This is a genomic window from Bacillus sp. N13C7 (assembly GCF_026790065.1).
GTDB lineage: Bacteria > Bacillota > Bacilli > Bacillales > Bacillaceae > Bacillus.
On record NZ_JALAMO010000006.1, the window covers coordinates 243,803 to 257,055 of the forward strand.

The 13,253-nt window shown below is 42.0% G+C and carries 11 protein-coding genes; 10 read left to right on the forward strand and 1 reads right to left on the reverse strand.

Going from position 1 to position 13,253, the window contains the following annotated elements; all coding sequences use genetic code 11:
* Positions 1 to 150 precede the first annotated feature (150 nt).
* The 7 genes from MOB98_RS08055 to splB all read left to right on the forward strand — a co-directional run bounded on the left by MOB98_RS08055 (position 151) and on the right by splB (position 7,886).
* On the forward strand, positions 151 to 1,116 hold the full coding sequence (locus tag MOB98_RS08055; protein ID WP_268362186.1) for a LacI family DNA-binding transcriptional regulator: 966 nt from the start codon (positions 151 to 153) through the stop codon (positions 1,114 to 1,116).
* A gap of 84 nt (positions 1,117 to 1,200) precedes the next feature.
* Complete coding sequence (gene glcT / locus MOB98_RS08060; protein WP_268362188.1) at positions 1,201 to 2,046, forward strand: glucose PTS transporter transcription antiterminator GlcT; 846 nt, start codon at positions 1,201 to 1,203, stop codon at positions 2,044 to 2,046.
* Between the two features lie 229 nt (positions 2,047 to 2,275).
* Positions 2,276 to 4,375 (forward strand): PTS glucose transporter subunit IIABC, encoded by a 2,100-nt coding sequence (gene ptsG / locus MOB98_RS08065; protein ID WP_268362190.1) that lies wholly within the window; start codon positions 2,276 to 2,278, stop codon positions 4,373 to 4,375.
* 96 nt (positions 4,376 to 4,471) lie between these two features.
* Complete coding sequence (locus tag MOB98_RS08070; protein WP_003218637.1) at positions 4,472 to 4,738, forward strand: phosphocarrier protein HPr; 267 nt, start codon at positions 4,472 to 4,474, stop codon at positions 4,736 to 4,738.
* Positions 4,738 to 6,450 carry a phosphoenolpyruvate--protein phosphotransferase gene (ptsP, locus tag MOB98_RS08075; RefSeq protein WP_003218638.1) on the forward strand — a complete coding sequence of 571 codons (1,713 nt, stop codon included), beginning with the start codon at positions 4,738 to 4,740 and terminating at the stop codon, positions 6,448 to 6,450. Before MOB98_RS08070 ends, ptsP begins: the two co-directional genes overlap by 1 nt.
* A 90-nt stretch (positions 6,451 to 6,540) precedes the next feature.
* Positions 6,541 to 6,780 (forward strand): splAB operon transcriptional regulator SplA, encoded by a 240-nt coding sequence (gene splA / locus MOB98_RS08080; protein WP_003218644.1) that lies wholly within the window; start codon positions 6,541 to 6,543, stop codon positions 6,778 to 6,780.
* Between the two features lie 77 nt (positions 6,781 to 6,857).
* A complete protein-coding gene (splB, locus tag MOB98_RS08085; RefSeq protein ID WP_268362192.1) occupies positions 6,858 to 7,886 on the forward strand; it encodes a spore photoproduct lyase in 1,029 nt (342 codons plus the stop codon).
* Here the strand turns inward: splB and MOB98_RS08090 are convergent.
* Positions 7,883 to 8,581 carry a GNAT family N-acetyltransferase gene (locus MOB98_RS08090; RefSeq protein ID WP_268362195.1) on the reverse strand — a complete coding sequence of 233 codons (699 nt, stop codon included), beginning with the start codon at positions 8,579 to 8,581 and terminating at the stop codon, positions 7,883 to 7,885. The genes splB and MOB98_RS08090 overlap by 4 nt on opposite strands.
* Before the next feature lie 138 nt (positions 8,582 to 8,719).
* Between MOB98_RS08090 and mcpC the strand changes: the two genes are divergently transcribed.
* From mcpC to MOB98_RS08105, 3 genes are all read left to right on the forward strand, one after another.
* Positions 8,720 to 10,687 (forward strand): methyl-accepting chemotaxis protein McpC, encoded by a 1,968-nt coding sequence (mcpC, locus tag MOB98_RS08095; protein ID WP_268362198.1) that lies wholly within the window; start codon positions 8,720 to 8,722, stop codon positions 10,685 to 10,687.
* A 150-nt stretch (positions 10,688 to 10,837) separates the two neighbouring features.
* Positions 10,838 to 11,704: an NAD(P)-dependent oxidoreductase gene (locus MOB98_RS08100; protein WP_268362200.1), complete on the forward strand. Its 867-nt coding sequence runs from the start codon at positions 10,838 to 10,840 to the stop codon at positions 11,702 to 11,704.
* Positions 11,705 to 12,201: 497 nt separating this feature from the next.
* Positions 12,202 to 13,095, forward strand: a complete 894-nt coding sequence (locus tag MOB98_RS08105; RefSeq protein ID WP_268362201.1) for a Virginiamycin B lyase — start codon at positions 12,202 to 12,204, stop codon at positions 13,093 to 13,095.
* Positions 13,096 to 13,253: the final 158 nt, after the last annotated feature.

Genomic DNA, 13,253 nt, shown 5'->3' on the forward strand with positions numbered 1-13,253 from the left:
GCCGAGAACAGTCAGACATAATCCAATTAAAATGAAGAAACCCATGTGATCTTCTCCTTTCAGCTAAAAACACAAAATATGTCTGGTACGTCCCTATCATATTGTATGAAACGCATTCCAGATCAAGGGAATTTAGAAAGAAGGGAATCTATGGCGAATATTAAGGACATTGCAGAAAAAGCCGGTGTCTCCGTTACAACGGTTTCCAGAGTCATAAACAATCACCCTTACGTCAGCGAAGACAAAAGAAATAGAGTGCTTGAGGCCATGGAGGCATTGGAGTACACGAGAAATATCCACGCTGTGCACCTGTCAAAAGGATTTTCAAACATGATTGGTGTTGTCTTGCCGACGATTAACCTGCCTTATTTTGCCGAGCTGATTGCAGGAATAGCTGACGCAGCCGCAGAATCAGGAATTCACCTCTCTTTATTCCAAACAAACTATGATGTACAGAAAGAAATCTTTGCGTTGTCCCAATTAAAGCAACGCCAGGTTGACGGGTTGATTTTTTGCTCAAAGGCGCTTGCTGATGAGAAACTCATGGAATGGGAGGGACCGATACTGCTTTGCCAGAATTCAGATATCAGCCGTTTTCCAACCATCAGCATTCCTCACCGGGAAGCATTCCGGAATGGCTTAGACTATTTAATTGCCAAAGGGCACACAAAAATAGCGATCTGCTTGGCAAGGAAAAAGGGCATGAACAGCCATTTTCGAATTAAAGCGTATAAAGAAGCATTGGAAGAGATCGGAGAAGTATTTCGTGAAGAATGGGTAGTTGAGAAAGCGATTACAATCAATGATGGCAAGGCGCTTTTTCATAAATGGAAAAAGTGGAAGGAAAAGCCGACGGCTATTTTTGTTGCCAATGACCAGGTTTCAGCAGGGCTTTTTCTTGAAGCAAAGAACCAGCGGGTATCGGTACCGGATGAACTTGCAATCCTAAGCGTTGATAACCATGAAATCAGCCAAGCGCTTGGTATTACAACGATCGATATTCAGACAAGGGAAATGGGAAAGCAGGCATTTGCCATGCTGCAAAAAAGAATTCAAGGGCAGTCAATCGGAAGGAAGGTTCTGGATTACCGTCTCATCAAAAGATCGACTGTTTAGTGAAAGCATCGAAAAAAGGTTTGACGTGCATTCCGTTCGTTATGTACGATATGATGTATTGAATGACAAAAGGAGCTGAGGATCGTGAATGGGTCCTTCACAGTGAAAAAGGTACTGAATAATAACGTATTAATTGCTTCTCATCATAAATACAGCGAAGTCGTTTTAATCGGAAAAGGTATTGGTTTCGGAAAAAAACAAGATGATGTCATTGAAGATAAAGGCTACGATAAAATGTTCATTTTAAAGGACGAGAAGGAACAAAAGCAGTTTAAAAAGCTCCTTGACTATGTTGATGAAAAGCTCGTTGATATTTCAAACGATGTCATTTATCACATCAGCAATAGGACTAACCACTCATTAAATGAACATATTCACATTGCGCTGACAGACCATATCGCATTTGCGATTAAAAGACAGCAGCAGGGCTTTGATATGAAAAATCCATTTTTAATGGAGACTCAGTCACTATATCCTGACGAATACCAAATTGCTAAAGAAGTCATAGATATAATCAATGAAAAAGCGGGAATCTGCTTACCGGAAGGAGAAATCGGCTTTATCGCCCTGCATATCCATTCAGCCCTGACAAACCGTCCGTTGTCCGAAGTCAATCAGCACTCGCAGCTGATGGCGCAGCTTGTTGAGGTGATTGAAGACTCGTTTCAAATGAAAGTAAACAAGGAAAGTGTCAACTATTTGCGGCTGATCCGGCATATCAGATTTACAATAGAAAGAATTAAAAAAGAAGAACCGACTAAAGAACCAGAAAAATTAATGTTGTTATTGAAAAATGAATATCCGCTATGCTACAATACAGCTTGGAAATTGATTAAAATCTTGCAGCAAACATTGAAGAAACCAGTTCATGAGGCGGAAGCGGTTTATCTGACGCTTCATCTGTACCGATTAACCAATAAAATTTCATAAATTCAGTTTAACCTTATAACGTGTTACTGATCCGATCAGGCATGAGTGATTGAGGGGAAAAAACGGGAAGTTCATTCTCGTTCTTTTGTGCACCCAATTTTGCTCATGCCCTTTTTGTTGTGTAAAAGGGCAAATGTAAACGGTTAAACTGGAAGACTTACGCCTGTGAATTCGTTGTCATGATTTTTAGCTGTAAGGTCAGACTAGTAAAAAGAGGAGGTCAATTCTTATGTTTAAAGCATTATTCGGCGTTCTTCAAAAAATTGGGCGTGCGCTTATGCTTCCAGTTGCAATCCTGCCGGCTGCGGGTATTTTGCTTGCGATCGGAAATGCGATGCAAAATAAGGACATGATTCAAGTCCTTCATTTCTTGAGCAATGACAATGTACAGCTCGTAGCAGGTGTTATGGAAAGCGCTGGGCAAATTGTTTTCGATAACCTTCCGCTTCTTTTCGCAGTGGGTGTAGCCATCGGGCTTGCCAACGGTGATGGAGTTGCAGGGATTGCAGCGATTATCGGTTATCTGGTGATGAACGTATCCATGAGTGCGGTTCTTCTTGCAAACGGAACCATTCCTTCTGATTCAATTGAAAGAGCCAAGTTCTTCACGGAAAACCATCCTGCATATGTAAACATGCTGGGGATACCTACATTGGCGACAGGCGTGTTCGGCGGTATTATCGTCGGTGTATTAGCTGCATTATTGTTCAACAAATTTTACACAATTGAACTGCCGCAATATCTTGGTTTCTTTGCGGGTAAACGTTTCGTTCCGATTGTGACGTCAATTTCTGCACTGATTCTGGGTCTTATTATGTTAGTGATCTGGCCTCCGATCCAGCATGGATTGAATGCCTTTTCAACAGGATTAGTGGAAGCGAATCCAACCCTTGCTGCATTCATCTTCGGGGTGATTGAACGTTCGCTTATTCCATTCGGTTTGCATCACATTTTCTATTCTCCGTTCTGGTATGAATTCTTCAGCTACAAGAGTGCAGCAGGAGAAATCATCCGCGGGGATCAGCGTATCTTTATGGCGCAGATTAAAGACGGCGTACAGTTAACAGCAGGTACGTTCATGACTGGTAAATATCCATTTATGATGTTTGGTCTGCCTGCTGCGGCGCTTGCGATTTATCATGAAGCAAAACCGCAAAACAAAAAACTCGTTGCAGGTATTATGGGTTCAGCGGCCTTGACATCCTTCTTAACAGGGATCACAGAGCCATTGGAATTCTCATTCTTATTCGTTGCCCCTGTCCTGTTTGCGATTCACTGTGTATTCGCGGGACTTTCATTCATGGTCATGCAGCTGTTGAATGTGAAGATTGGTATGACATTCTCCGGCGGTTTAATTGACTACTTCCTATTCGGCATTTTGCCGAACCGGACGGCATGGTGGCTTGTCATCCCTGTCGGCTTAGGACTTGCGCTCATTTACTACTTCGGATTCCGATTTGCCATCCGCAAATTTAATCTGAAAACACCGGGACGCGAGGATGCTGCGGAAGAAACAGCAGCAGCTGGGAAAACAGGTGAAGCGGGAGATCTTCCTTATGAGATCCTGCAGGCAATGGGTGACCAGGAAAACATCAAACACCTTGATGCTTGTATCACTCGTCTGCGTGTGACTGTAAACGATCAGAAAAAGGTTGATAAAGACCGTCTGAAACAGCTTGGTGCTTCCGGGGTGCTGGAAGTCGGCAACAACATTCAGGCTATTTTCGGACCGCGTTCTGACGGTTTGAAAACACAAATGCAGGACATTATTGCGGGCCGCAAGCCTAGACCTGAACCGAAAACATCTGCTCAAGAAGAAGTAGGACAGCAGGTTGAAGAAGTGATTGCAGAACCGCTGCAAAATGAAATCGGCGAGGAAGTTTTCGTTTCTCCGATTGCCGGGGAAATTCACCCGATTACTGATGTTCCTGACCAAGTCTTCTCAGGAAAAATGATGGGTGACGGTTTTGCGATTCTTCCTTCTGAAGGAATTGTCGTATCACCGGTGCGAGGAAAAATTCTAAATGTATTCCCGACGAAACATGCGATCGGCTTGCAATCTGACGGCGGAAGAGAAATTTTGATCCACTTTGGTATTGATACTGTCAGCCTGAAGGGCGAAGGATTTACGTCTTTCGTATCAGAGGGAGACCGCGTTGAGCCTGGACAAAAACTTCTTGAAGTTGATCTGGACGCAGTCAAACCGAATGTACCATCTCTCATGACACCGATTGTATTTACGAACCTTGCTGAAGGAGAAACAGTCAGCATTAAAGCAAGCGGCTCAGTCAACAGAGAACAAGAAGATATTGTGAAGATTGAAAAATAAGGTGTTAGTACGCTGTGCTTGTCAGATGACAAGTACGGCTGTATGATATAATATTGTGAAGTAATAAAGCTTTAAGTTAAAAGGAGAATGATAAAAATGGCACAAAAAACATTTAAAGTAACTGCAGATTCTGGAATCCACGCTCGTCCTGCGACAGTTCTAGTACAAACTGCAAGCAAATACGACGCTGACGTTAATTTAGAATATAACGGCAAAACAGTTAACCTTAAATCTATCATGGGCGTTATGTCTCTAGGTATCGCTAAAGGTGCTGAGATCACAATCTCTGCTACTGGCGCTGACGAAAACGATGCTCTTAACGCTTTAGAAGAAACAATGAAAAGCGAAGGACTCGGCGAGTAATGCAAGAATTAAAAGGGATTGGTGCTTCAGCCGGCATCGCGATTGCAAAAGCGTACCGGCTTGAAGAGCCAGATTTAACGGTTGAAAAGAAAAACATCTCTGATTCTGAAGCGGAAGTAAGCCGTTTTGATGAAGCGATTGCACGTTCAAAAGAAGAGCTCGAAAAAATCAAAGAGCACGCTTTGAAAGAACTGGGTCAGGATAAAGCTGATATTTTTTCTGCTCACCTTTTAGTTCTCAGTGACCCTGAGCTTCTGAACCCTGTGAAAGAAAAAATCAGCACTGATTCAGTGAATGCTGAATTCGCTTTAAAAGAAACGTCTTCTATGTTCGTTACCATGTTTGAATCAATGGACAACGAATATATGAAAGAGCGTGCGGCAGATATCCGCGACGTAACAAAACGCGTAACCGGCCACCTGCTTGGCGTTGAAATTCCAAACCCAAGCATGATTTCAGAAGAGGTTATTATTGTAGCTGAAGACTTAACACCGTCTGACACAGCTCAATTAAACCGTGAGTTCGTAAAAGGATTCACAACTGATATCGGCGGACGCACTTCTCACTCTGCCATCATGGCGCGTTCTCTTGAGATTCCTGCAGTTGTCGGAACGAAAGCGGCTACAGGCACGATCCAAAACGGCGTGACTGTTATCGTTGACGGCATCAATGGCGATGTCATTATTGACCCATCTGCGGAAACTGTAAAAGAGTATGAAGAAAAACATAATGCTTATTTGGCCCAAAAAGCTGAGTGGGCGAAGCTAGTCAATGAACCGACTGTCTCAAAAGACGGACATCATGTAGAGCTTGCAGCGAACATCGGTACTCCTGATGATGTGAAAGGCGTTCTTGAAAACGGCGGAGAAGCAGTTGGCCTTTACCGTACAGAATTCCTTTACATGGGAAGAGATCAGCTGCCTACAGAAGATGAGCAGTTTGATGCTTATAAAACGGTTCTTGAGCGTATGGAAGGAAAATCAGTTGTCGTGCGGACACTTGATATCGGCGGAGACAAAGAGCTTCCTTACCTACAGCTTCCTAAAGAAATGAACCCGTTCTTGGGATACAGAGCGATTCGTCTTTGCCTTGAAGAGCAAGAAATCTTCAGAACACAGCTTCGCGCGCTGCTTCGTGCAAGTACATACGGAAACTTGAAAATCATGTTCCCTATGATTGCGACAGTTAACGAATTCAAAGAAGCAAAAGCGATCCTTCTTGAAGAGAAAGAAAAGCTTGTAAAAGCGGGACAGGCTGTATCTGACGATATTGAAGTCGGTATGATGGTTGAAATTCCGTCAACTGCAGTCATCGCTGATCAGTTTGCTAAAGAAGTTGATTTCTTCAGTATTGGAACAAACGATTTGATCCAATACACAATGGCAGCTGACCGTATGAATGAACGTGTATCTTACCTGTATCAGCCATACAATCCGGCGATCCTTCGCCTAATTACACTTGTAATTGAAGCGGCACATAAAGAAGGTAAATGGGTTGGCATGTGCGGAGAAATGGCAGGAGACGAGATTGCGATTCCGATCCTTCTCGGCCTAGGCTTAGATGAGTTCTCAATGAGCGCAACGTCTATCCTTCCGGCAAGAACACAAATCAGCAAATTGTCTAAACAAGAAGCTGAGTCATTCAAAGAGAAAATCTTATCTATGAGCACGACAGAAGAAGTTGTCGCGTTCGTAAAAGAAACATTCAAGTAATATACAAAAACCAGACGGCCTCCGGCCTGTCTGGTTTTTTTCATAAGTAAGGGTATAGAAGGGCACAATAACATGGCTAGGAGGGATAGTATGTCAAACCAATTTAACGCAGGAGATACAGTTTACGTTATTTACAGAAATCCGCACGCCGCCAATGTTGCCCACATAAAGGAAGCTGAAATTGTGCACCATCCATACCATGAAGGTGAGCTTTCCCTGTTTATTTATGAAACCTATCATCCGTTTGCTGAGGACGATGCTGTGTTTGCAAGCTATGAAGAAGCCAAATCACTCTACAAAGAACTATTTGATATTGATCCGTATGAGTAACAAGGAAATCATTACAACTCATATCCTTTCCGTCTTATGTGAAAAGTAACGGTAGTAAAGGAAAAGGATGTGGCATTATGCAGAACCCATTTGTTCCGCAGCTTGTGTATATTGAACCGAGAGCGCTGGAATATCCGCTGGCCCAGGAATTACATGATAAATTTGAGAAAATGGGCATTGAAATCAGAGAAACGACATCCCACAATCAGGTGCGTAATATTCCCGGAAAAAACCACCTTCAGCAATATCGCAATGCGAAGTCAACCTTAGTCATCGGAGTCAGGAAAACATTAAAATTTGATTCTTCCAAACCTTCGGCTGAATATGCCATACCGTTTGCAACAGGCTGCATGGGGCATTGCCATTACTGCTATCTGCAAACAACGATGGGGTCAAAGCCGTATATCAGAACTTATGTAAACGTCGAAGAGATTTTGGATCAGGCAGATAAGTATATGAAGGAGCGCGCACCAGAGTTCACCAGGTTTGAGGCTTCATGTACGTCAGACATTGTAGGAATCGATCATCTCACACACACGCTGAAGCGCGCCATTGAACATTTTGGACAAAGCGAGCTCGGAAAGCTCAGGTTTGTAACGAAATTCCATCATGTCGATCACCTATTAGATGCAAAGCATAACGGGAAAACGAGATTCAGATTCAGTATTAATGCTGACTATGTGATTAAAAACTTTGAGCCGGGAACCTCACCTCTTGATAAGCGGATAGAAGCGGCCGTAAAGGTTGCAAAAGCAGGGTATCCGCTAGGCTTTATTGTTGCACCGATTTATATTCATGAAGGCTGGGAAGAAGGGTACAGACATTTGTTTGAAAAACTTGATGCCGCTTTGCCGGAGGATGTCAGGCATGATATTACGTTTGAATTAATTCAGCACCGTTTTACAAAACCGGCCAAACGGGTTATCGAGAAGAATTATCCGAAGACAAAGCTTGAGCTAGATGAAGAAAAACGGCGTTATAAATGGGGCCGTTACGGAATCGGTAAGTACATTTATCAGAAAGATGAAGAGCACGCACTGCGGGAAGCGCTTGAATCCTATATCGATACCTACTTCCCTAATGCGAAAATCGAATATTTCACTTAAAAGGGCTGTTTTGATGAACAGCTCGTTTTTTTATAAAAAGGATTTTTCCATTCCATTAAAACACCGAAATTCAATGATTCTTCATCCTCTAAATAATTGCTGACTACTCGAATCGGAGAACGGCCGCAGTGCAGGAGAAAGGACAGCACAGGGTCTTTTTTTCTGCCCTCTATTACATCTTCAACGTATTGTACAGCGCTGATCTCACCTGCGCATTTATGATAAAAAGGAATGCGCCCGCCGCCGAGAAGACGCTCCAGCCGTTTGTCAACAGTCAGCTCATACATCGTGTTCATCAGCCATTTTCCAATTCCAAGCTTTCGATACTGAGGAGAAACTGAAATATCCACTACATATAAAGTATTCCCATGAGGATCATGATTTTTAATAGATCCGTTGTCTGTCGCCTGCGCCCATGTATGGTCAGGTGACTCAGGCTCAAAATGTACGATAAGAGCAGTCATAGAACCGACAATTTTGCCATTGATCAGCGCACACAAAGCGCCTTCCGGAAAGGTTTTGATATGGCTGTCAAGCTGTTCCCCTGACCACAGCAATTCCTGAGGAAACGGAGGGGGGAAACATTCTCTTTGAAGTGACATCAGCCCCTTTATGTCAGTCTCTGAATAGTTACGGATGGTCAGAACCTCAAATTTTCTGCCGTTGTGCACGTACATTTGTTTTAGTATGATCATCACCCCTCCTTGTGTTGTCGTTCCATGATAATGAGGATTGAATTTTCAGTAAATATATTCCGGTGTTCATATAATTTATTACTTCATTATTCATTTTTAAAACAAAAGGACCGATATAAAAATTAGGAGGGGATTGGTTTGTTTAAAAAACTTCACATGAAGATTGCTGTTTTTGTTTCGATTATGTTAATCGTCACAGTTGTTCTTTTAATGCTGTCTTCTTATCTGACGCTAAAACCGCTGATTACAGAGGATGGGAAAAATACAACTCAAAACGTGACGCAGTCACTTGAACAAAATATTGAATTGCAATTAAAGAGTTATGCTATTTCGTTATCAAGATTGGCTAATGGGGAATTAACTCATACATTTGTAACAAAACCAAGTAAAGAAGCTTCTCAGCTGTTTAACGATGACATTAAACAAATCAAAGATAACGATGATTATGTTGCGTTGGCTTACATAGGCACCGCGAAAAAAGAAATGTTTACATATCCGAAAGCCGATTTTGCTGATGATTATGATCCGACCTCAAGATCGTGGTATAAGCTTGCAGCTCAAACCCCTGATCAAGTTGTTTGGACAGAGCCCTATAAAGATGTCGTGACGGGAGATATGATTGTGACTGCATCGAAAGCGATCCTTGACGGGCAAAAAGTGATAGGGGTTGCCAGCTACGATTTGAAGCTCTCTGCTATCCAGAGCATGGTCAATAAGCAACAGGTGCCTTACAATGGATTTGCCTTTTTAGCTGATGCAAGCGGCAATCTTTTGGCCCATCCGTCAAACCAAGGAAAAAATATATCAAAGGATCAAACACTGCAAACCATTGCATCTGAGAAAAAAGGGATACAGGATGTGGATGGGAAAATGGTTGTGTACCAAACGATTGGGGAAACGGGATGGAAAGTCGGCACACAATTTGATACCGATCAATTAATGTGGATTTCAGATAAAATGAATCGGGCGAATCTTTGGATATCATTGATTGCGCTTATCATCACAATTATTCTCAGCTACTTCCTGGCCAAAACGATAACCGGTCCGATACAGCAGCTGATTGCAAAAACGAAGGCAGTTTCCGCAGGCGATTTAACAGTGCACGCTGAATCAAAATCCAAGGATGAAGTCGGGATTTTAACAAATGACTTTAACCAGATGGTTGAAAATATGAGGGAAATGGTTGAACAAGTGAGACTTTCTTCAGGGAAAGTATCTGATACCTCTGAGCAATTAACGGCTGTCTCTGCGGAAACAAATGAAACAAGCGGACAAATTGCAAAAGCGATTGAAGAAGTAGCTGCAGGGGCATCAGAACAGGCTTCTGAAGTTGAAACCATTAACGAAAAATCAGAAAGCCTGTCAACGAAAATCAGACAAATCGCTCAGGAGGCAGGCGGAATGAAAGAACGCTCAAAATCATCTGAGGATGCAAGCTATAAAGGACTTGACGCGCTCGGCCAGCTGCTGATGAAGTCAAACGAAGCCAACATGGAAACGAAAAAGGTTGAAACGATGCTGCTGGATTTGGAAAATCAAACAAAAAATATTGAAGAAGTCGTTACAGCGATTTCGAATATATCTGATCAGACTAACCTGCTGGCCTTAAATGCCAGCATTGAGGCAGCCAGAGCCGGAGAAAGCGGACGCGGTTTTGCCGTCGTAGCCGATGAAGTGCGGAAGCTGGCTGAGCAATCAGCCCTTTCTACAAAGCATATCAGCGAGACTGTGAAGCTGATCCAGCTTGAGACAAAAGAAGCCTCTCACGCAATGGTTGAGGCAAGCAGAATGAATGATGAACAAAACAGTGCCATTCATGAGACAGGAGAGGTATTAAACACGATCACTGCGGAAATGCAGTCGCTGGTACAAGGCATTGATCACATTTACGAAGAAATTCAAAGGATGAGTGAAGAACAGCTTGCGATTTCTGAAGCCATTCAAAGCATTTCCGCCATATCACAGGAATCGGCAGCTGCAGCAGAAGAAGTGAACGCATCAACTGATGAACAGCTAATCACGCTTGATAAAGTCAAACACTCAACGGAAACGTTAAAACATGCAAGCCAAGAGCTTATGAACACAATTGCAAAATTCACATTGTAATTCAAATACAGCCCCAAAACATGATTTGTTTTGGGGAGTTTTTTATTTTAAGACTCTACTATATAAAGAATGAATATGGTAGTCTAGAAAATGAAGTGAAAATGATAAATTTTAGCTAAAATCAAAACGAAACATCTGGGAGGAATGACCTTGAAAAAAACAATTGGTTTTATCGGTCTTGGGGTGATGGGGAAAAGCATGGCATCACATATTCTCAATGACGGCCATCCTGTTTTGGTGTACACCCGGACAAAAGAAAAAGCAGAAAGCATACTGCAAAAAGGCGCGGTATGGAAAGAAACGGTCAAAGATCTTTCTAAAGAAGCGGACGTTATCATTACAATGGTCGGCTATCCCAGTGATGTGGAAGAAGTGTATTTCGGAAGCGGCGGAATTATTGAAAATGCAAAAGAAGGCGCATATCTCATTGATATGACGACATCTAAACCTTCGCTTGCGAAGAAGATTGCGGAAGCGGCCAAAGAAAAAGCATTGTTCGCTTTAGATGCCCCTGTTTCCGGCGGAGATATCGGTGCACAAAACGGAACACTCGCGATAATGGTTGGAGGGGAAAAAGAAGCATTTGAAGCCTGTATGCCGATTTTCTCTTTAATGGGAGAAAACATTCAGTATCAAGGACCGGCTGGAAGCGGCCAGCACACGAAGATGTGTAATCAAATTGCAATTGCGGCGGGTATGATCGGTGTAGCTGAAGCGATGGCATATGCCCAAAAATCAGGCCTGCAGCCGGAAAATGTCCTGAAAAGCATTACAACGGGGGCAGCCGGAAGCTGGTCACTGTCAAATCTCGCTCCCCGTATGCTGCAAGGTGACTTCGAGCCAGGTTTTTATGTGAAACATTTTATAAAAGATATGGGAATTGCACTAGAGGAAGCGGAATTAATGGGAGAAGAAATGCCAGGCTTGTCACTTGCAAAATCTTTATATGACAAGCTCGCTGCACAAGGTGAAGAAAACAGCGGAACCCAAAGTATATATAAGCTTTGGGTGAAATAAAAAAGATATCTGAATCATACAGTGATCCATTAGGCTGTCGAGAAAATCTTGACAGCTTTTCTAATTAAAACTTGAGGCATACGGTTTACAATGCTGTTGCCACTGATCTGCATTTATTTTATATTCTTGTTTCTTAAAAAATCACCCTTTTCTATACCCATTTTTTCATTTAACAAAATTATTTTACTGTTGCTTTAACTAATACGGAAGGGTGAAAATAAGAACATGATTCAATAATACTAACTTGAGAAAGAATCAATAGCTTAACATATTCATTCAGTTTCAGTACAATTCTTTCGTTGATCTGAATGCTTATTTGGTTTGTTTATTGATTGATTTTCTGAGATAGGATTATGAAGTAATGTTCTTTATTTGTACAGACTAAGTGGCTTTAAAGATCAAGCCTACTTAGGTATGAACTATGCATTGCCTCCTATCTCAGAAAAATGAGAATAGGAGGCATTTTTTTGCACACCATTTTTAATGGGGGAGTGTATATGAAGTTTGAACAGCAGGAAATAAATATTCTAGGCTCTGATTCAGGTCCATATGGAATAGCAGTTTCACCCGAGGGAAAGGTATGGTTTACTCAACATAAAGCAAACAAGATTAGTTGTATTGATAAGAAGGGACAAGTTCAAGAGTACACTGTTCCGACACCTGATGCTAGAGTAATGTGTTTAACGGTGTCTTCAAAAGGAGATATTTGGTTTACCGAAAATGAAGCTAATAAGATAGGAAAACTGACAACAAATGGGCAATTTATAGAATATCCTTTGCCGCATCCAAATTCCGCCCCATATGGAATTACGGAAGGTCCAAACGGCGATATTTGGTTTACTGAGATGAATGGAAATCGAATAAGTAAATTGACGGCAGAGGGCAAGATTCATGAATATGAACTACCTAATCAAGGATCATACCCTACTTTTATTACAGTAGGTTCAGATCAGTCAATTTGGTTCACTGAAAACCAGAACAATGCTATAGGCAAAATAACCGAGTCAGGAGAGTTAACGGAATTTCCAATTTCTACACCAGCAGCAGGACCAGTAGGGATTACAAACGGGCATGATGATGCACTTTGGTTTGTAGAAATAATGGGTAATAAGGTAGGTAAGATTACGGTTTCCGGTGAAATAACTGAATATGACATCCCTACACCAAATGCACGTCCCCATGCAATCGTGGCAGGCGTGAAATCTGATTTATGGTTTACCGAATGGGGGGCAAATAAAATAGGAAGGCTGACAATTGATCACACAATTGAAGAATATACAATCAATACACCTTATGCTGAACCTCATGGAATTGGATGTGATAATGAGGGAACAGTGTGGTTTGCATTAGAATGTAACAAAATAGGAAAACTAAACTTAATCAAAGAATGAGGAGCCACTCTTTGGCTCCTCTGGCAGTCGAGAAAACCTCGGCAGCCTCTATTTCGCCATCACTTGGTGTTAATTGCACATACTGTAAAAGCCATCGATCATATAAATCACCCCGCATGTATGGAAGACAAAATCGTTTGTCTGTTTCAAGGAAAACG

Excerpts from the sequence above, each read along its gene's own strand:
- MOB98_RS08055 (WP_268362186.1), top strand. The coding sequence starts at position 151 with ATGGCGAATATTAAGGACATTGCAGAAAAAGCCGGTGTCTCCGTTACA.
- splB (WP_268362192.1), top strand. The coding sequence starts at position 6,858 with ATGCAGAACCCATTTGTTCCGCAGCTTGTGTATATTGAACCGAGAGCG.
- MOB98_RS08105 (WP_268362201.1), top strand. The coding sequence starts at position 12,202 with ATGAAGTTTGAACAGCAGGAAATAAATATTCTAGGCTCTGATTCAGGT.
- ptsG (WP_268362190.1), top strand. The coding sequence starts at position 2,276 with ATGTTTAAAGCATTATTCGGCGTTCTTCAAAAAATTGGGCGTGCGCTT.
- ptsP (WP_003218638.1), top strand. The coding sequence starts at position 4,738 with ATGCAAGAATTAAAAGGGATTGGTGCTTCAGCCGGCATCGCGATTGCA.
- splA (WP_003218644.1), top strand. The coding sequence starts at position 6,541 with ATGTCAAACCAATTTAACGCAGGAGATACAGTTTACGTTATTTACAGA.
- MOB98_RS08090 (WP_268362195.1), bottom strand. The coding sequence starts at position 8,581 with ATGATCATACTAAAACAAATGTACGTGCACAACGGCAGAAAATTTGAG.
- MOB98_RS08070 (WP_003218637.1), top strand. The coding sequence starts at position 4,472 with ATGGCACAAAAAACATTTAAAGTAACTGCAGATTCTGGAATCCACGCT.